General features: G+C 40.9%; 18 protein-coding genes and 1 pseudogene. 3 read left to right on the top strand and 16 right to left on the bottom strand.

The window, feature by feature from the left end; translation table 11 throughout:
* Window positions 1-3 precede the first annotated feature (3 nt).
* Window positions 4-84 carry an IS3 family transposase gene (locus ABPH35_RS07145; RefSeq protein WP_349988131.1) on the top strand — a complete coding sequence of 27 codons (81 nt, stop codon included), beginning with the start codon at window positions 4-6 and terminating at the stop codon, window positions 82-84.
* Between the two features lie 178 nt (window positions 85-262).
* On the opposite strand, the gene ABPH35_RS07140 is transcribed toward ABPH35_RS07145, so the two are convergent.
* From ABPH35_RS07140 to ABPH35_RS07095, 10 genes are all read right to left on the bottom strand, one after another.
* Window positions 263-6880, bottom strand: a complete 6618-nt coding sequence (locus tag ABPH35_RS07140; RefSeq protein ID WP_368849684.1) for a MucBP domain-containing protein — start codon at window positions 6878-6880, stop codon at window positions 263-265.
* A gap of 732 nt (window positions 6881-7612) precedes the next feature.
* The gene (locus ABPH35_RS07135) at window positions 7613-7693 is read right to left on the bottom strand and encodes a putative holin-like toxin (protein ID WP_349989064.1); all 81 of its coding nucleotides are present in this window, start codon (window positions 7691-7693) and stop codon (window positions 7613-7615) included.
* A gap of 488 nt (window positions 7694-8181) precedes the next feature.
* Window positions 8182-8262: a putative holin-like toxin gene (locus tag ABPH35_RS07130; protein ID WP_349989060.1), complete on the bottom strand. Its 81-nt coding sequence runs from the start codon at window positions 8260-8262 to the stop codon at window positions 8182-8184.
* A 307-nt stretch (window positions 8263-8569) separates the two neighbouring features.
* On the bottom strand, window positions 8570-8650 hold the full coding sequence (locus tag ABPH35_RS07125) for a putative holin-like toxin (RefSeq protein WP_349989060.1): 81 nt from the start codon (window positions 8648-8650) through the stop codon (window positions 8570-8572).
* Between the two features lie 297 nt (window positions 8651-8947).
* Complete coding sequence (locus ABPH35_RS07120) at window positions 8948-9187, bottom strand: hypothetical protein (RefSeq protein WP_349989059.1); 240 nt, start codon at window positions 9185-9187, stop codon at window positions 8948-8950.
* Window positions 9188-9339: 152 nt separating this feature from the next.
* Complete coding sequence (locus ABPH35_RS07115; protein ID WP_349989058.1) at window positions 9340-9636, bottom strand: hypothetical protein; 297 nt, start codon at window positions 9634-9636, stop codon at window positions 9340-9342.
* A 486-nt stretch (window positions 9637-10122) separates the two neighbouring features.
* Window positions 10123-10479 carry a type II toxin-antitoxin system RelE/ParE family toxin gene (locus ABPH35_RS07110; protein WP_349989057.1) on the bottom strand — a complete coding sequence of 119 codons (357 nt, stop codon included), beginning with the start codon at window positions 10477-10479 and terminating at the stop codon, window positions 10123-10125.
* The gene (relB, locus tag ABPH35_RS07105) at window positions 10469-10756 is read right to left on the bottom strand and encodes a type II toxin-antitoxin system RelB/ParD family antitoxin (RefSeq protein ID WP_349989056.1); all 288 of its coding nucleotides are present in this window, start codon (window positions 10754-10756) and stop codon (window positions 10469-10471) included. The genes ABPH35_RS07110 and relB overlap by 11 nt, the downstream gene beginning before the upstream one ends.
* Window positions 10757-10874: 118 nt before the next feature.
* Window positions 10875-11252, bottom strand: coding sequence for a type II toxin-antitoxin system HicB family antitoxin (locus ABPH35_RS07100; RefSeq protein ID WP_349989055.1), 378 nt, complete (start codon window positions 11250-11252; stop codon window positions 10875-10877).
* 34 nt (window positions 11253-11286) lie between these two features.
* Window positions 11287-11478, bottom strand: coding sequence for a type II toxin-antitoxin system HicA family toxin (locus ABPH35_RS07095; RefSeq protein ID WP_349989054.1), 192 nt, complete (start codon window positions 11476-11478; stop codon window positions 11287-11289).
* Between the two features lie 331 nt (window positions 11479-11809).
* On the opposite strand from ABPH35_RS07095, the pseudogene ABPH35_RS07090 reads away from it, so the two are divergent.
* Window positions 11810-12013 (top strand): annotated as a pseudogene (locus ABPH35_RS07090) (tyrosine-type recombinase/integrase); the annotation flags it as partial.
* 156 nt (window positions 12014-12169) lie between these two features.
* Here the strand turns inward: ABPH35_RS07090 and eno are convergent.
* Window positions 12170-13477, bottom strand: a complete 1308-nt coding sequence (eno, locus tag ABPH35_RS07085) for a surface-displayed alpha-enolase (protein ID WP_067085729.1) — start codon at window positions 13475-13477, stop codon at window positions 12170-12172.
* Window positions 13478-13600: 123 nt separating this feature from the next.
* Window positions 13601-14611 (bottom strand): YeiH family protein, encoded by a 1011-nt coding sequence (locus ABPH35_RS07080; protein WP_349989053.1) that lies wholly within the window; start codon window positions 14609-14611, stop codon window positions 13601-13603.
* Between the two features lie 118 nt (window positions 14612-14729).
* On the opposite strand from ABPH35_RS07080, the gene ABPH35_RS07075 reads away from it, so the two are divergent.
* The gene (locus ABPH35_RS07075) at window positions 14730-15176 is read left to right on the top strand and encodes a DUF1694 domain-containing protein (protein WP_349989052.1); all 447 of its coding nucleotides are present in this window, start codon (window positions 14730-14732) and stop codon (window positions 15174-15176) included.
* 30 nt (window positions 15177-15206) lie between these two features.
* Here the strand turns inward: ABPH35_RS07075 and serB are convergent, their stop codons facing one another.
* From serB to ABPH35_RS07055, 4 genes are all read right to left on the bottom strand, one after another.
* Window positions 15207-15866, bottom strand: a complete 660-nt coding sequence (gene serB / locus ABPH35_RS07070) for a phosphoserine phosphatase SerB (protein WP_349989051.1) — start codon at window positions 15864-15866, stop codon at window positions 15207-15209.
* Between the two features lie 124 nt (window positions 15867-15990).
* Window positions 15991-17715, bottom strand: a complete 1725-nt coding sequence (ezrA, locus tag ABPH35_RS07065) for a septation ring formation regulator EzrA (RefSeq protein ID WP_349989050.1) — start codon at window positions 17713-17715, stop codon at window positions 15991-15993.
* An 88-nt stretch (window positions 17716-17803) separates the two neighbouring features.
* A complete protein-coding gene (gene gyrB / locus ABPH35_RS07060; RefSeq protein ID WP_349989049.1) occupies window positions 17804-19756 on the bottom strand; it encodes a DNA topoisomerase (ATP-hydrolyzing) subunit B in 1953 nt (650 codons plus the stop codon).
* 207 nt (window positions 19757-19963) lie between these two features.
* Window positions 19964-20273: ISAs1 family transposase (locus tag ABPH35_RS07055; RefSeq protein WP_349988132.1), on the bottom strand; the 310-nt coding region annotated here is incomplete at its 5' end.

The following is a 20273-nucleotide window of genomic DNA, read 5'->3' as shown; positions in this document are numbered from 1 at the left end:
TATATCCAGTTTTACAATACACAACGTTATCAAACAAAATTAAACAACCTGACTCCTTGGGAATTCAGGAATCAGGTTGCTTAGTATCTTTTATTATTTGACTGTCTACTTGACAGGGAGCCGTTCATGAATAGGGGGATCTTTTGTTTTGGCAAATCACTGACCAAACAAAATAACCAGAGAGGAAACTCTCTGGTTATCTCATTCTCTCGCAAGGAAGAAGATGCAACATCCTTTCCCTACCAGAGTCTCAGTAGCCGAATTATTCTTCGCCTTCTGATTTTTTCTTGCCTAGTCCGAGCAAAGCAGCCATTCCAAGGGCGGCAGCGCCATATGCAAATGCAGCATTTCCTGCAGTATCACCTGTGTGTGGTAATTCTGCTTTCGCTGGTTCTGCTGGTTGAGCAGGAGTGCTTGGAGTAGCTGGGGTTGCTGGCTCAGCTGGTTTACCTGGCTCTACTGGTTTGCCTGGTTCTACCGGCTTACCTGGTGTCGGTGGCACCGGAGTTGTTGGTGGTGTCACTGGCGGTACTGGTCTTACCGGAGGCGTTACAGGAGGTACTGGTCTTACCGGAGGTGTCACCGGTGGTACTGGTGTAGTTTTCAACTTATAAATGTAAGTAACATCGGTATTACCTTTCGTCACTTTACCAGTTTCAGAATCGCCATCTTTAACTTTCACCAACACATAAACTTTACCATCTTTACCAGTGATTTCTCTTGGAATTTCCTTATCATCTTTATCAGTATCGTATTCTGTACCTACTGGTGATTTTGGAGTATCCACTGTTGGATCCTTGATGACTTCACCTTTTTCGTTTACGTAGTGAACTGTTACAGTTCCTGCTGGTACGTAAGGAATTGGTGTATCTTCCTTAGGATTTACAGGTTTTGGTGGAATGTACTTGCCATTTGGATCTTTTGGTAATGGCTTACTTGGATCTTTTGGATCTACTGGCACATAACCATCGATATCTGGTAAACGTGGATCATCCTCTGGATCTTCCGGTGTTTCATCATAAGGAACTGGCGGAACATTTTCACCTGTCTTCGGATCAACTGGAGGAGTCAACGGATCTTTCGGATTCGTTGGATTTGTTGGATCTTCAGGGATGTATGGAATGTACTTGTTAGGTGTTTCAGTTGGCGGTGTTGGTTGTGGTGATTCTGGCTTAACTTCACGGTAAACGTAAGTGATTTCTTTAGTCTTACCAGCTTTAACTGTACCATCTACTGCATCAGTTGTTGTTAAATGTCCGTCTTCATCCACTTTACCTACAGTGTAATCACCTGCTGGAACACGTTCATAAACTTTTTCGCCTACTGTAATTGTAACTGGACGTAAAGTTTTCGTTGTCGTATCATACGCTGTTCCGTCTTTTTCGTTCTTCTTCGCATCTTTATCATCTGCAAGTTTGTTTCCATTTTCGTCAACATAATGAACGATTACTGAACCGGCTTTCTTGTACACATACGTTACAACACTTTCGCCTTCCTTAACTTTATCATCTTCAGGGGCAGAACCTTCTTTTGGCTCTTTTTTAGCTAGATAATAAACTGTTGGATTTTCTGGATCGTTTGGATCTGGAACCTCAATCTTTTCGTCACGCTTTTCAATAGTATTGTAAGGCGTGCCTACTGGTGATAATGGTGTATCTTCCTTAGGTTCTTGAATCTCATTACCGTCTTCGTCTTCGTATTTAACGACTACTGAGCCCTTTGGCGCTTCTGGTTGTGGTTCTTCTTTCGGAGTTTCACGTTTCTTGTACTCGTACTTGATAACTTGTGGAGTTTCAGTTACTTCACCTGTTGGTTTCGCTGAATCAGCTTTAAGTTTCGGTGTACCATCTTCGTTTTTCATCAAGTCATAGATATCCGTTCCGTCTGTCAAGACTGCTGGTGGTGTATCTTTGTAAGTTGTTCCAACCGGTGTATCTTTTTCTTTGACCACTGTATCTTCTTTAACAGATGGATCTTTGTAAAGACGAGTTGTAGTGCCTTCTACGAAGTATTGAGCTGAAACTTCTCCACCAGGTACGACTGGTTTCACTTCTTCGTAAACGTAAGTTACTTTCTTAGTCTTACCAGCTTCAACTGTACCTTTGATAGCATCAGTACTTTCCAAGTGTTTATCGGCATCTACTTTACCAACTTTATAAGCACCTGGTTTTTCTACTAATTTGTATGTCTTGCCGTCTTTTGTGATGGTTTCTAGACGTAAGTCTACAACTGTATCGTATGCTTCACCGTCTTTGCCTTCTTTAGTGTCGAAGATTGTATCTTGGTCTTTCAAGTAGTTACCGTCTACATCTACGTAGTTAACGATGACTGAACCTAGAACTTCTGGTTGTTTTTCAGTATAAACATAGACAACGTGAGTTGTTCCTTCTACGACTTTACCTGTATCTTTTGGTGAGAAGAAGACTTTCTTCTCGTCATCAGCTGTGACAATTGTATTTTCTCCAACTTTGGCTGTTCCTGATACTTCCTTGAACACATATGACTTACCATCTTTAGCCTTAGTGATTTCTTCTGGTTTCTCACGGTCACCTTCAGCTGTGTCAAAGTGAGTGCCTACTGGCTGATCTGTAGTATCTTTGAATGGTTCTTGGATCTCTTCACCAGCTTCATTTACGTAGTGTACAACAACTGAACCTTTTGGTGCTACAGGTGTTTCACGTTTCTTGTACTCGTACTTGATAACTTGTGGAGTTTCAGTTACTTTACCTTCTTGTGGCGCTGAACCGTCTTTAAGTTTTGGAGTACCGTCTTCCTTCTTAACCAAGTCATAGAAGTCCTTACCATCCGTCAAGAATGCTGGTGGTGTATCATTGTACTCTGTGTCTACTGGTGTACCATCTTCTTTGACAACAGTATCCTTTTGGTCAGAAGGGTCTTTATACAGACGTGTTTCTTCACCTTCTACGAAGTACTGAGCCGTGACTGAACCACCAAGTTTTACTGGCTCTTCTTTCAATTTGTAGACATATGTTACTGTCTTCGTAGCTTCCGCCACATCACCAGCAACTGCATCCGAACCTACCAAGTGACTATCTTTATCAACTAAGTTTTCACCATAAACACCTACTGGAGCAAGCACATAAGTCTTACCATCATGCTCGATTTCAGCTGGTTTCAATACAGGAGTGTTTGTGTCATACTTGCTTCCGATTGATTGATTTTCAGCGGCAATTTGTTGTTCAGCAGTTTGCCCCTCTTTGGTCTTCACTGAAAGTTTTGTACCGTCAGTAGTAATGTAGTTTACAACGACTGAACCTTGTACTTCTTTGTAAACATAGATAACATTTGTCGTACCTTCTTGTACTTTATCTGTTTCTCTACCAATTATAGGATTTTCCCCTGGAACTACATCTGTTTTACCAACTTTATTTGAGTCAGAAACTTTAGCCAAGCGGTAAAGTTTTCCATCTTTAGTGAGAGTGTCTTTCTTGTGATCCTCGGTGTCATAATCGGTACCTATGTTACCATCTGTTGTGTCGTTTTCTTTTGGAGACAGTTCGTTTCCTTCTTCATCTACAAAGTAGACATCAACGTTACCTGTTACTTTTTCATAAACATAAGTGACAGTTTGTGGTTCGGTCATAACTTTACCATCAACATCTGCACTGCCGACTTTATGTCCATTTTCATCTACTTCTCCAACTGGATAAGTAGCTTTTGGTACAAGACGGTATGTTTCACCGGTTGGTGTTTTCAATTCTGTTGGACGTAATGTTGCGTTGTTTGTTATATATTCCGTTCCAGTGCTTGCGTCTTTCGCAACTGATTTTTCACCTGGTACAGTTGTATCGCCTTCTACGAATGTAATTTTATTACCTTTCGTATCAACATACTCAACATTAACGCTACCTTTGACTTCTTTGTAAACGTAGATGATATTTGTTGTACCTTCATCACGAACATTTCTTATTTCATCGTTAGTGAAATGACTATCAGCAGAAACCTTAACGATTTCTTTATCTTTTACTGATGGTGTGCTTGAGACACGGACGAATTCATAGGTCTTGCCTTTGTTAGAGCCATCTGTTGGTGTGATGGTTTTTCGTCTCGTATCCTCTCCAGTCGTATCGTACATTTCATCTAGCGTAGCATTTTCTTTCACGGTAGCTGGATTTCGGATAACGTTTCCGTCTTCATCTACGTAGTGAACTTTGACAGTCCCTGTGACTTCTTCGTAGACATAAGTTACGGTTTGTAGTTCCTCTTTAACATTTCCTGTTGGAGCTGCACTATCTGTTTTATGTCCGTTTTCGTCAACGCTCAAGCTGCCGTAGGTATTCGCTTTTGTCACCAGTTTATACTTCTTACCATTTGTTGCTGTTAATTTACTTGGTTTGTACTGATCAATAGTAGCATCGTAAGGAGTATCGAATGGTTTATCTTTTGCTACATCTTGTCCAGCTTCTTTAATTAACTCTCCATTATGGATAAACTCAAGAGGTTGACCAGCTGTATTGATGTACTTGACATTAACATCACCTTTAGCCAATTCATAGACATAGGTGACATGACGTGTGCCTTGAAGAACCGTTCCTTTAGGCGCTGTACCTGTTGGATCTTGGAGCGAGTGCAGCCCCTCACTTGGTGTTGTTTCTGTTGCTAAGTTTTTAGCAACAGTCACTTCCCCAACTGTATAAGTTCCTGCTGTTTTAACTAATATGTATGGGTACTTTTTGCCATCTTTTATTTGATCTATCTTCTCAGGACGGAACTCGGCTGTTGTGGTATCGTATGCTGTGCCTTCTGGGACAACTCCATTTGTAGCATTGACTGGATCTTTAATTACTGTACCATCTGTATTGACATAATGGACAAGTACTTCCCCTTTTTCTAGCTGATTAGGGTTCTCTGAGGTAAATGGTAGGGCAGTAAAGCGCTCGCTATCACCATAGCGATAATCCCCTGTGTTTCTTGCATTTAATCTAGCAATGCTTCCTCCAACATGATCTGTCACTGTATAGGTGATGACGTCAGTACTGCCTTGGCTAGTATTTCCCGCCCAAGCTTCACGATCAAACTTAACCCCCAACTTAGATGTCTTGTCTTTAGGCTCTTTCATTGGATTGAAGTTCCCATTTAGAATCCAGCCAGGTTTTGAATAGTCACCGAAGAAACGAAGAGTCATCGTTTTTCTATCAGCACTGATGTTTTCAATCATCATATAGGTATCGTTTGGAGTAACGTAGGCTGTCCCATCTGTTGAGTTCGCTAACGGTTTTGACGGATCATTATTCTCATCATAACGTACGTAGTAGACAGGAAGCTTCTGACCTACAATATTCTTTTCGTCCCAAGTAAATGGATCCGTATTATTTGGTGAAACTGCCATTGTCATTTTAAAACCCTCTGGAAGGCCACCAACCTGAGCATTAAAATTCAAAATACCATCTGTTTTAACGCCTTTTGAAAACTCGACATCTTCTAGCTCGCCAAGCGAACGCATGTCATATACCATACCACCGAGTTTGAAGAAGGAAGTAGTTCCATCATTGTATGAACCGCTATCAGAACCATTTGCACCAATCTGCTGTCTAGTGCTACTATTATCTCTTCCACTATTAAATGCTTTTAAGGTATAGTCTTTCTCTAACACTACCTTGTCGTTTACTTTTACGATGGTCTTAACAGGATGGTCATTTAAAACAGCCATCGTTTGCGTGCTCAACCTTCGTTTGGTTGATGCTATAAAATCACGGATGCCTTCAACGTTTTCGTTAAAGGTCACTTTGTATTTATATCGCTTGGTTACAAAGTCCTTCTTTGCAGAGAGTTCAAAACGAGTCGGATCATCCGAATCTTGAGCGCGATAGTAGTCACTGTCGAAGTCAAGAAGCTCTACATCCGCAATTTTCACTTCTTTTCCGTTGTTATTAATTGTAAATTTACGTGGAAGTTCGACAGGAACATCTTGGCCTTCTAAGTAGAAGTAGTCTCCATTGTGTACTTCGCCTCCAAATTTGAGAGATAAGCTAAAATTCTCCCCAGTTATAGTTGGTGGAGCCCCTAGAGCAGTTGATGTAACATCAGCCGTAACCTCTGTTGGATCGACTTGTTTCCCTGCATATGTAGATCCTTCTGTCGCTGGATCTACATCAGCACGCTCCACGCTGTTTCCGACACGTTCCACGTTGTACGTGTAGAAGTTATCATTGCTGTTCAAGGCTTTCAACTTTTCAGGTGACAAGAGTGAGATGATTTCTCCTGGTAATTGAAGGGCTTTGAAATCTTCCAAGGTCAAGGCCAAGATTTGCTCTGGTGTCAACTCTTGGAATCCTTCAACAGTCAACTTGCTGGCTGCTGGTGCTTCTGCTTTTTCTGCTGTTGCAGTAAGGGCTGGTTGTTCAGCTACTGTTTCTTCAGCTGGCGCTTCAGCCACTTCAGTCGCTACTGCAGCACGTACTTCTACAACGTCCTCGCTCTTGAGACGACCGACTACTGCACCATTTTCCAAAATGGTCACAGAACCATCTGTTGCGACTTCTACTTTGAAGGCTTCTGTCAAGCCGTTGTCTGAACGGACTGCTGCCACAACCGCTGCTTTTTCCGCATCGCTCAAGTTTGCAGCATCAAGAACGACCACCTTCGTATGAACGGCAAAAGTGCGCTCTGTAGACGCTTCTGCTGCTGGTACTTCCACTGAAGCTACTGGCTCTGTCTCAACAACAGGCTGCTCAGCTACTGTGCTGGCAGTGGTGCTGGCTGCCACTTCCTCTGACGATGGCGCAACCACCTCACTAGGAGTCACCTCCTCCGCTGCTACTTGATCAACGCCTGCTACGAATACCGTTCCTAAAAGGACCGAACACGTACCAACCGTAAATTTACGAATTGAGAATCGCTGTTTTTTCTTGAAAAACATACATTTCCCTCCATTTTTCATTAAAAATATTTCTGTCTATTCAACAGATTGGTACTTCTGTTTTAGACAGAAAAGTACTAGTTACAGTATATCACCCCCCCCCACAAAAAGCAAGTATTATCCCCTAGAGAATTTAAAGCATTTAACCACCTGAAAAACCACTCTTATCAGGCTTTTCATGCTCCAACTCTCCCTAGTTTACACTCTATCATTCCGTAACGCCAGCCACTCTAAATTATGATAAAAATTTGAATTATCGGAATATTCTACCTATTTTGGAGTGCTATTTTCCACTTGCGTTTTCAACTTATTTTCATCTCCCTTATAATGATCTGACTACCTAGCGCCCCTATCAAGAACTGTTTTAATTATTGAAAATCAGCATAGAAATCTTGACATTTCTCTCAAACCACGATACAATAAAAATAGAAAAAGGGAACTGCGCTAACAGTCCCCCAAGGTAACACCGTTTAAGACGGATAGCGTTGCCGTTTTTGTTTATTTACAATAAACCGTCCACGGATAGCTAAAGTGTGGGACGGTTTTTTATTTGTTCTTGCTGTTTAGAATGGGAATTAAACTTGACATTTCTCTCAAACCACGATACAATAAAAATAGAAAAAGGGAACTGCTCCAACAGTCCCCCAAGGTAACACCGTTTAAGACGGATAGCGTTGCCAATTTTTATTATAATGTAATCGTCCTTGGCTCTGCTACAAGTTAGGACGATTTTTATTTGTTCTTGCTGCTTAGAATGGCTACTATCAGACCGCCAAAGGCAATCATCAAGCTTAACGCTTCATAAACGGACAAGCTCTGCCGTCTCCTTTCGCTTGGATTTTGTGACTTACATACATAAGCACCACCTCCAAACTAGGCAACGACAACCGTCTCAACTTTGTTACTCTAAATAGTATAGCATAGTTGCTTTCATTTTTAAAGAGGTTTTTATAATAGTTTGCTTGACTTTTCTCTAGAACCACGGTAAAATAAAAATAGAAAAGGGAACTGCTCTAACAGTCCCCCTTTGGTAACACCGTTTAAGACGGTAGCCGTTGCCGTTTTTGTTTTTTTTATTAACCGTCCACGACTGGCTAAAGTGTGGGACGGTTTTTATTTATTCTTGCTGTTTAGAATGGGAATTAAACTTGACTTTTCGCCAGAATCACGGTAAAATGAAAATAGAAAAGGGAACTGCTCCAACAGTCCCCTTGGTAACACCGTTTAAGACGGTAGCTGTTGCCGTTTCTTGTTTAATACTTAGTTAAACCGTCCACGACCGGCTAAAGTAGGGACGGTTTTTATTTATTCTTGCTGTTTAGAATGGCTACTATCAGACCGCCAAAGGCAATCATCAAGCTTAACGCTTCATAAACGGACAAGCTCTGCCGTCTCCTTTCTCTTGGATTTTGTGACTTACATACATAAGCACCACCTCCAAACTAGGCAACGACAACCGTCTCAACTTTGTTACTCTAAATAGTATAGCATAGTTGCTTTCATTTTTAAAGAGGTTTTTATAATAGTTTGCTTGACTTTTCTCTAGAACCACGGTAAAATAAAAATAGAAAAGGGAACTGCTCTAACAGTCCCCCAAGGTAACACCGTTTAAGACGGATAGTGTTGCCAATTACTATTTTCTATATTCTAAAAAATCGTCCTTGGCTATACTACAAGTTAGGACGATTTTTATTTGTTCTTGCTGTTTAGAATGGCTACTATCAGACCACCAAAGGCAATCATCAAGCTTAACGCTTCATAAACGGACAAGCTCTGCCGTCTCCTTTCTCTTGGATTTCGTGACTTACATACATAAGCACCACCTCCAAACTAGGCAACGACAACCGTCTCAACTTTGTTACTCTAAATAGTATAGCATAGTTGCTTTCATTTTTAAAGAGGTTTTTATAATAGTTTGCTTGACTTTTCTCTAGAACCACGGTAAATAAATGAATCCGACTGGACAGGAAGTCCAGTTTTATTTTTTCATTCCGTCCATGCTTCGCTTACTTTGTTTCTGTCAGTACAAGAAAAGCACCTAGATTGTTCTAAGTGCTTAATTTTATGCTAGCCCCATGCAAAAAACTTTTCATCGGGCATTTCTCCGCTATCCCACATCTGCTTTACAGCAGCTCGAGCTTTATAAGCATAATACGGATAGCCGAGTTCTTTATCATAATTTGATTCGATAACAATTGAAACATCTCCTGTATTCACATCAATTTCAATCATTCCTGGGTCTCGATTTTCAGGGATATACCAATAACCCTTGCTATTCGAATTAAAAATCTTAATTAACTTGAGCATTAGTTATCTCCTTTCTGATTCATCCAAGCACTCCATGCGGCTTGATAATTATAACGTTTATTAGTTAACTCATGAGCTTTGTCATAACCTAGACCTTTTTGCATAAAACCATATTCCATAAGCTCATGCTTTAACATCACAATATCGTGTTTCTAAATATCCTTTCCACCATTCTCCGATAAGCGACGCCACGATTCAGCCATATCATAATTAGGATCAAAGCGTTTTATTCCGCCTTCTAAATCATACTCATTGATAAAAATATGTTGGTAGATTTTATAAATATCTGATTGACGGAAGCCTGTATTTTTAGCGATACGGGCAATCTCTATTTCCGTATCACGATTTCTAACCGCCTCATAAAACATTGCTGCGTGTTTATCACGCTCTTTGCTATATGGATCATTTTGGTCATTCCAGGCGCCATGTACTGCTCCACTACTCCTCATACCCTCATTATACACCTTATCTTTGCGACTTGCAAGCGACTTTCTCCGTTCAAACGCCTAGCCGGGGAGTGTCATCATGATACGTTTTTATTGCCAAACGAACATCGAGGTAGAAAGGAAAGGTCAGCCTCTTTCAGTATCCCAAAATGGGGTGGGTAAACTAAAATTACAAAAGCACCTTGGGATAACACCCCAAAGTGCTTCATATCAAGACTTTTACGCCCTTAACTCTCTAAAGAGATTATTTTTGCAAGTTATCCAATTACTCAAAAAACATGTATCAACAAGGAAAATATCCACCACTTTTTAACTCTTTTATCTCAATTCTTATCAAGCACAAACAAACATAGGAAACATAAAAGGTAGTTAAAAGGGAACTAAAAATGATGAGTTCAGTAAGCAAGAATTAGCGTAGTAAATCGACTACGCTTTTTGATACCTTTATTATACCAAATTCTACTGTATCCACCTAAAAACGCCCTCTTTTTAAAGGCGTTTATTTTTCTTAAACAGTCTGATATAGTCCTGTTTGCTATGGATAATGTTAGAGATAAATACGGCTTTTCTATCTTCCAAAATGTGATAAAAGGCTAAGTAGTCACCTAAAACAATACAACGGGTATTGTAGGGCGGGTAAATAGTTTCCCCTACTCTTTCGTCTGCGTTAAAGCCTGCCTCTGGGAAAAGTTCAAGGCGTTCTAACCCGTAAAGAATATTGTTAACGGTATTTGCTCCTGCCTGTTCTGAAAAGTAGGTAGCTTCGATATAGTTTTTAATCTCCCGTAGTTGTTCCTGTACGGTTTCGGGGATAATAAGGCTATAGGTTTTATTATCAGATACCAAGATTAGCCCTCACCTCACTAGCACTATACACTCGTCCATGCTCCAAATCATCAAAACTTTGGGCAATTTCAGCCCGCAAGTCTGCCAGTAGCTCAGCCCGTTCTTTATCGCTATCAGTCTCAAAAGGCAGTGCATTATTTTGTACAATATTTTCTAAAAATAAGTTAAAGCTAGCTGTCATGTCAAGGTTTTGGGCTGTGATAATAGCTTTTGCTTTCTCTAGTAAATCGCTGTTGGTTTTAAAGTTAACCTGTGTATTTTTTTCTAAAATGTGCATAGTAGCACCTCCTTAAATTTATTATAGCACTTTTGACTATATGTGTATAGTCAAATATAGTCTGTATCCTAGTGTATCTTACTGTATCCAAAAAGCCCAGCGACTAACTAGGCTTAGTTTATACTTGTAAACGTGTTTCTAATGCTTTTGTCAAAACTTCCGAATAGTTTACCCCTTCACGGTCTGCCAATCTAGTAAGCCATTCGGGTACTGTCACATTCTTTCGAATCGCTTTATTATTCTTAATGAACGGCGTCGGGTCAGCTTGTATCATTGTGACAAAACCATCAAGGGCGCTCAGGTCTTCTATATTGCTCACTTTTGGCAATTCTAACCCCTCATCAATATAAAGAGCGATAGAACTTTCTAAAAACTCACGGGCGTTATACATGGCTTCCTCTAGGTTATCGCCTTGAGTACCTCCGCCGAACTCGGGAAACTCTACCCAGTAGCCTGTATCTTCTTTATGAAAAATAGCGGGATAAGATTTTAACATGATTTTACCTCCAAAAAATGAAAGAGAAGGGGCATTACAGTAGCCCCAAATCTTTCAGGATTTTCTTTTCTAGTCCTTTTCTTAAGTCCTGATTTCCATGAACTGGAATCGTAACTATTTTTGAAAATCCTTCTTTTTTGAAATGGTGATGACTTCCGTTTGTTCGGATTTCTTTCCATCCGTTAGCTTCTGCAAGTTTTACCATTTCTTTTCCTGTAAGTGGCATAGCGCTCTACCTCCTTACGTTATTTATTATATGCGTATTATGCACATTTGTCAAGAATTATGCCGTTTCGGTGGTAGGTTTTTGCTCGTTTTACTCTCCTTTATGCCTGATATTTGGGGGTTTTATCTTTTTTCAAAAATTCTAAAAAGGGAAAAAATCGTACAGAAAGGGGCAGCGTTTTATCCCCGAACAATACACGCCCTCGTTAAAAATCAACGGGGGTATTTGTGAACGTCTTAAAACCCTTCTAAAATCGCTTCTAAGGGCTTTCAGTCTGTCCGTGATTCATTTATCGGACAAGCTAATAACACGGCTAAAACCTGCCAAAATTTTCAACGTGCCTGATATTAGTTTCCATGGTTTCCGCCATACTCACGCTACTATTATGCTCTACGCTGGCATAGAGGCTAAAGACTTGCAATATAGGCTAGGTCACTCAAATATCTCAATGACTTTAAACACTTACGTTCACGCAACTCAAGAAGGAGCAAAAAAAGCCGTTTCAATCTTTGAAACAGCTATCAGCAATTTATAAATAGTAAGGGTGTCCCACCTTGGGGCTACCCTCTTACTATACAAAAATTTAGCTATGGGTAACAAAAAGGGTAGTAAAACAAAGAAAAGCACCTTGGGATAACGCCCCAAAAGTGCTTCATATCAAGGCTTTTAAGCCCTCAACTCTCTAAAGAGATTATTTTTTTAAGTTGTAGAAAGAGTTCAGCCCTTTGTATACTGCAACTTCACCAAGTTGATCTTCGATGCGAAGCAATTGGTTGTATTTTGCGATACGGTCAGTACGTGACAATGAACCTGTCTTGATTTGACCAGCGTTTGTTGCAACCGCAATATCAGCGATTGTTGAATCTTCCGTTTCACCTGAACGGTGTGATACAACTGCAGTGTAACCTGCTTCTTTTGCCATTTCAATCGCTTCAAATGTTTCAGTAAGTGTACCGATTTGGTTTACTTTGATAAGGATTGAGTTAGCAGCTCCTTCTTTGATACCACGTGCAAGGTAGTCAGTGTTTGTAACGAAGAAGTCGTCACCAACCAATTGAACACGTTTACCAAGACGTTCAGTAAGAGCTTTCCAGCCATCCCAGTCATTTTCATCCATACCGTCTTCGATAGTGATGATTGGGTATTTGTTTACCAATTCTTCAAGGTAGTCGATTTGCTCTGCAGAAGTACGTACAGCAGCTCCTTCACCTTCGAATTTAGTGTAGTCGTAAACTTTACGCTCTTTGTCATAGAACTCAGATGACGCACAGTCAAAACCAATCATAATTCCGTTTTCGCCAGCTTCGTAACCAGCTGCTTCGATTGCTTCGATGATTGTTTCAACACCGTCTTCAGTTCCTTCAAATTTAGGAGCGAAGCCACCTTCATCACCAACAGCTGTTACCAAACCACGAGCTTTCAAGATTTTCTTCAAAGCGTGGAATACTTCAGCACCCCAACGAAGACCTTCTTTGAAAGTTGGCGCACCAACTGGCAAGATCATGAATTCTTGGAAAGCGATTGGAGCATCTGAGTGAGAACCACCGTTAACGATGTTCATCATTGGTGTTGGAAGTACTTTTGTATTGAATCCACCAAGGTAGCTGTAAAGTGGGATTTCAAGGTAGTCAGCAGCAGCACGTGCTACAGCGATAGACACACCAAGGATTGCGTTTGCACCCAATTTACCTTTATTTGGAGTACCGTCAAGAGCGATCATTGCACGGTCGATTGCTTGTTGGTCGCGGACATCGTAACCGATAATAGCATCTGCAATAACGTTGTTTACGTTATCAACAGCTTTTTGTGTACCAAGACCAAGGTAACGAGATTTATCTCCATCACGAAGCTCAACTGCTTCATGCTCACCAGTAGAAGCTCCTGAAGGAACCATACCACGACCGAATGCTCCTGATTCAGTGTAAACTTCTACTTCAAGTGTTGGGTTACCGCGTGAGTCTAGGACTTCGCGAGCGTAAACATCAGTAATAATTGACATTTTTTACTCTCCTTTGAGTTAATTTTATTTACTCAACTATCGTACCTTAAAAATGCGTTTTTTTCAAGGAAAAACTCGTTTTTTTCGCACTTCTAGTAATGATAGCGCTTCCTCGTTCTGCTGTTATCCAATTCTGAACAGAAAAATCAATAGTAAGGCTAAGCTAACTTGAAAAATGCCTATCAATCCCATGTAAATCAGGAATTTGGGGCCTTCCTGTAGAAACTTCTTGAAATCTAGCCGCAGGCCAATTGCTGCAAGAGCTGTCAATTCAAACCATGAACTGAAAAATGTAGAACCTTTACCAAAAAAGAATGGAAGGGGAAGGAAACTATTTAACAAACAGAGGGTGAGGAAAGCTATGATATACCAAGGAATACTGGCTAAAACAGATTTCGGATTGGTATTTTCGGCAGAGATTATTCCTTTCTGCTTCGTCATCAAACGCTCAAAGGCAAATACGACCACTACCAAAAAGAGGATGCGAGTAATCTTAAAAAGGGTTGCATATTGGGTGACATTTGCATTGATCAGACTGGCCGCCGCAACGACCTGACCGACTGACTGCAGGACCCCTCCTGTCAGAGCGCTATTTGCCAAGTCAGAAAAACCGAGCAGCCGCACCCCGATAAAGGGTAGGACAAATAGTAAAATCGTACCAAGAAGATTGATCAGCACAATCGCCTGCCCCTTGTCCTTACTGTCAGCTCGGATAGCTGGTGCAATAGCTCCGATAGCCGACGAGCCACAAACCGCATTTCCGCCTGCAATCATGAGAGCCATTTCTTCTTTAAAACCTAATTTTTTCCCTAGAAAATAGCTAACTGTAATGACACTAGCCATCATGAGAATAATGTAGAAAAGACCAGATAGCCCTAAGTGCGCAATGGTTTGAAAGGTCACCGTTAGGCCAAGCAAAGCAACTGAAATTTCTAACAATCTACTTTCTGAAAACTTCGTCCCTTTTTCAAATCGCGTACTTCTACAGACTGTATTTCCTAGAAAAATCCCGATACAAATCGCTAGGCTAGCCGCTCCGATACTGGGGAAAAATCTTGCTAGCCCTTTTGCAATGACTGCTACCAGAAAGGACAGGATAAAACCTGGTACAATCTCCTTATATCTGTTCTTCATAAATGCTCTCCTTTGTTGAACTTGACCTTATTGTATCATAGTTACTAGCATTTTCCGAGGAAAAGCTAAACGATTTCATTTATTTTCGATTGAGAACGGCTTATGATATACTAGAAATATGAAAGATATAAATGACATCATTATGCAGCAGGCTGCGGGAGGGTTGAAAGTCAATCCTGACGAGCAGCGAACTTTTTTACAGACCTTTAAAGAGCGTGTAGTTGGCTTATGTAGCATCCCCGAGGCAAATTCACAAGAACTAGCCAATCATTTCAAGGAGATTTTGCTACAACTGAGTACGGAGTTTCAGCCTCTTTTTGTTAAGATTTCTCCCTACATTGAGAGCCAAAGGCAAATTCTCTATCTAAAAATCGCTCAGGAAATCAACTGTGAGGCCACGATTGTCGCTGAAGAGTGTGCTCAACAATACGGCTTGGTCATTCATACAGATTGCCCTAGTCAAGTGAGCACATACGAACTTTCTCAGCAATTTGCCGAACTCCTCCAACCTACATCTTCAAAAACAGAGAAAAAATCTTCTTTTTGGAAAAAATTATTTGGCTAAGATGTATCAAAACAGACTAGAACACATACTCTAGTCTGTTTTTTTCTGATTCACCCGTCCGTCCATGATGTCAAGAACGTTCATTAGATTTTTTTCATTGATTTGATAAGGGGCTTGAGCTTGGACGATTGGTTTGGCGCAAAAGGCAATCCCGATTCCCGCTGCTTGAATCATAGGAAGGTCATTGGCACCATCTCCGACGGCAATCGTATCTGCCAGACTCAAACCATTTTCAAGCGCCCATTTTTCTAAGTATTCTTTTTTAGTCTCTTTCGTGACAATGTCTCCTAGGACACGACCTGTCAAGACACCATTTTCAGCTTCCAAACGATTAGCTTTGACATAATCAATTCCTAGCTTCTCTGCCAAACTATCAACGGTTTCATGAAAGCCTCCTGAAACGACGGCAACCTTGTACCCTCTCTGGTGCAGAGTCGTAATCAATTCACGAGCGCCCGGTGTAAAATGAATCTTTTCCAAAATGCGGTCAAAAACGCTCAAGGGTAAACCTTTTAGCAGTGCAACACGCTCAGCAAGTGCCTCTTTAAAATCTAACTCTCCTCTCATCGCTCGCTCTGTAATGGCTGCAACTTTGCTACCAACTCCTGCTTCTTCTCCGAGCAAGTCAATTCCTTCTTCTAGGATCAGAGTACTGTCTACATCCATGACCAACAATCCTTTTACTGTCATTTTTTCTCCTTTATCTAATTATGGCTTCTGCCTAGGTGGATGCAATATAAGCCCATCCTGCCTATCTTGCATGAGTTCTGTCTGAATCTTTTCTATAAAACAAAAAGCCCGAGGGCTTTTTGTTTTAGTAACGAATGGCTTCTCTTGTTTTTTCATAGGAGCGTACAAATCGCTCTGTCACTCCCGGTTCAACAGCCTCTAAAGCAAATGAGATTTCCTCGAAGGCTGTTTGATAGTCAAAATCCTTTTCAAAAGTTGCCAATGAACGGTTGAAAGCCTTCTGAACACTGTCATGAGATGAACGATACCGATTTGAATACTGCAACAATTGTTCTGTCAGAGCTGCATTTTGTACGATGTGGTAAGCAGTTTCTTCTGCTTCGCCCATGTCAAATGTCGCATTCTCCAATAAACGGTTAACAATTTCAACGTTAATGCGTTTATGATCCAACTCAGCAAGCAAAGCCTCTACGTGATCGCTCGCTCTAAAGAAAATCGATAGGAATTCTTCTGGGATTCCAGGGAGATTCCGTTTTTCCATGTAGCGTTTTAAAACGTGCAATTTATTTACATAAACAGTAGCTTGCTTACGAGCATTGGTCTCAGATGTTTCTTGGGATTTAAGATACTCAGCCAAAACTAACTGCTCTTCTTCCATCTCTTTCAATGCTGTCATAGCGTGTTCTAATCGTTCTTCTAAAATGGAGTAAGCTACTTGCGGATTGTCCAATTCCTCGATACTATCGGCAACTGTTGTTTTCAATGAAGCAACTTTCACGGATAATTGATGAATCCGAGATTGTTTGCTTTCTGCTAGTAGGTAAGAAGCACTCAAGCGTTCTGTCTCTTCCACCAACACTCTCGTATTATTGGCAATGTGCTCTAAGAATTTTGGTAAGTTTTTACTAATTTTAACCGCCGATTGATGCGCATCAATTTCACGCGTAAAGACCTTGTATAAGTGATCAATTTTTGCTTGAATATCCGCATTTTCTGATTCGGCAGCATCCAAGTCAAAGGAGACGATCAAGGCGGTATTTTCCCGAATAGCCACACGAATTTCTTGGAAACGAACTTCAATATTACCTTCGATGAAGAGATAGCCTTCTTCAACCAGCTTACGGTAACCAGTCTCTAAATCTTCCAGTTGATCTGGGAAAGATTGAGTGACTTTTTCAATCAGGGCGGGGACGCGATCCATGATTTGATTGAGGGCAATCATGTGCTCTTCTGTCTTATCAAGAATACCCGCTGCTTCAATTGGGTCACCAGACGAGTTGAGCATAACGAACTCTGAAAATTCAACCTCAATGTTTTTGAGTTGTTTTTCCAATTCTGGCAGTGTTTCACCGTATTGTTCAGCATTCTCACGGACAGACTCTTGCAAGGTATCAAAGAGGTCCAAGGCATGTTTGACACGACCTGAATTCTTTTCTTCCTGTTCTTTTAAGTCACGTAACCCTTGGCGAATCGCAGCAATGTCTTCTTCAATCAAGTCGATTTGACTTTCAATACTGTCAATCGCACTTTTAGCACGAACAAAGCGGAAGGAATTATTAAAGGCCTCGGCTTCAAAAATATGATTCTCAATGTCCGCAAATGAATTTAGAGACAAATCAACCCATTTTTGATTCCATTCACGGAAGGATACCTGACTTTGTCCAATCAAGTGCAAACTCTTTACCGCTTCAACTTCGTCATTGACAGGTAAGTTAAATAAATCTTCTTTCCGATCTTCTAATGCAATCAATAGGTTATCATTGCGTTTACGGGCGATAAGGCAGGCAATATAGGCAATAATTAAGATAACAACAATCGCGACGATTAAAATGATTGTTCCTCTAGACATGTAAATCTCCTTAGATAATAATTTGTACTGGAAAATATCGCTTTATTATATCATATTTCTCAGCGATATGCACTCGTTTTTTAGAAAATTATACATCAAGTGTGGAATATACCGCATTTTCTTCGATAAATTCGCGACGTGGTTCTACCTTATCTCCCATTAACATATCAAAAATTTTATCTGCTTCTGCTGCGTCATCTACTGACACGCGCGCCATTAAGCGATTTTCGGGATTCATCGTCGTTTCCCAAAGCTGATGATCATCCATTTCTCCAAGCCCTTTATAGCGCTGGATCGTTGGTTTCGAACGTCCTTGACTATACCGTTCAAGCGCCTCTTGTAACTCCTGCTCTTGATTAACACCCGGCTGAATGTACTCTTTCACATCGCTTCCGACCTTGACCCCATAAATGGGGGGTTGGGCAATATAGACATATCCTGCCTCGACAATCGGACGCATGTAGCGGTAAAAGAGGGTCAAGAGAAGGGTACGAATATGTGCTCCATCGACATCGGCATCTGTCATGATGACCAATTTTTGGTATCGTGCCTTTGTCACATCAAAGTCCGCTCCAAATCCTGTCCCCATAGCGGTAAACAGACTGCGAATCTCTTCGTTGGCCAAGATTTTATCCATACTTGCTTTTTCAACGTTAAGGATTTTCCCACGAATCGGCAAAATCGCCTGAAACTCACGATTACGTCCTGATTTTGCTGAACCACCCGCTGAATCACCCTCTACGATAAAGAGTTCCGTTTGGGCTGGATCATTGGATGAACAGTCTGCTAATTTCCCAGGAAGGTTTGAAATTTCTAGTCCTGATTTTTTCCGAGTTACTTCACGTGCTCGTTTGGCTGCAATCCGAGCCTTACTTGCTAAGATTCCTTTTTCCACAATGCGGCGAGCAATTTGCGGATTCTCCAATAGAAACTCTGAAAAGGCTTCTGAGAAGAGGCGGTTGGTAATTTTTACCACTTCGCTATTTCCAAGTTTTGTCTTGGTTTGTCCTTCAAATTGTGGACCAGGATGCTTAACGGAAATAACTGCGGTCAACCCTTCACGAACATCTTCACCCGTTAAGTTGTCTTCATTTTCCTTGAGAATTTTATTTTTCTTGGCATAGTCATTGATGACCCGCGTCAGAGCTGTACGAAAACCTTGCTCATGCGTTCCACCTTCATGGGTATGGATGTTATTAGCAAAACTAATCACGTTTTCATGGTAGCTAGTTGTGTATTGCATCGCTACTTCGACCGTGATATCATCCATCTCCCCATCTGTATAAATCGGTGTCTCAAAAATGACATCCTTGTTTTCATTGAGGTATTCGACATAAGAAGCAATCCCACCTTCATAATGGTATTCCTTGCTTTGCTCGAATCCTTCTCGCTTATCAATGATGGACAAGTGTAAACCACGATTGAGAAAGGCCAATTCTTGAACGCGCTTATTCAATTTTGCAAAGTCAAACTCTGTCGTTTCCGTGAAAATTTCAGGATCTGGTGTAAAATGAACGGTCGTACCTGATTTGTCTGTCTGACCAATCACTTCTAAATCTGCCACCACTTCCCCACGATGGTATTCTTGGTAGTAGACCTGACCATTTTTGTACACACGAACATCCAGCTGAGTAGATAAGGCGTTTACAACAGAAGAACCTACGCCATGCAAGCCTCCTGACACCTTATAACCGCCACCGCCAAATTTTCCACCGGCATGAAGCACTGTAAAGACCGTTTCAACCGCTGGACGCCCAGTTTTTTCTTGAATATCAACTGGAATACCGCGCCCATTATCGACAACGGTAATGGAATTGTCTTTTTCAATATAGAGTTCGATATGGGTCGCAAAACCAGCGAGCGCCTCGTCAATTGAGTTATCAACGATTTCCCACACCAAGTGGTGCAAGCCCTCTTTTGAGGTTGATCCAATATACATCCCTGGACGTAAACGAACCGCTTCTAGTCCTTCTAAGACCTGAATCTGGCTGGCATCATATTCCTGTGCTTTTTCCTGTATGTTGTTTCGTTCTTCTGTCATTCTTCTTCCTTCAACCTGCTCTTACTATCGCTCTTCTTTTCTTCCAAAAAGCCCTTGCGAAAAACAGTTTTTACATGATAAAACTAGCTAGACTAGTACTCTTTATTATATCATATTTTCCACTATTTTCCTACAAAAAAGGAGAGGACTCACGACAAACGCATGAAACGGTCTTCGGCTTTTTTCTACCTCAAACACTTTTTTGATTTAAAGTAATCGTTTTAAATACTGGTCAAAGGATAGACTAAGGACATATTTCTTACGACGCATGCTCATTTTCTTTCCAAAATCCAACCGTTTTAGGACAGCTAGGCAGAATTTGTCCATCACATTCAAATTAAACGCTAACTGCTTGTTCAAAGTTTTATTCGCATCTTCTCGAAAAACAATATCTAATAACCAATGCATACTCTCTATCTGCCAATGACCTCGTACATAGTCGCATAATTCCTTCGCACTAACCTGACTACTCAAGATAAAGTAGCGTGTTTCTTCACCCTCTTGACTACTCTTGGTC

Origin of the sequence: Streptococcus handemini (assembly GCF_040984445.1) — a bacterium.
In the GTDB taxonomy this organism is placed as follows: domain Bacteria; phylum Bacillota; class Bacilli; order Lactobacillales; family Streptococcaceae; genus Streptococcus; species Streptococcus handemini.
This window is presented reverse-complemented; position numbering and strand designations above follow the sequence as displayed.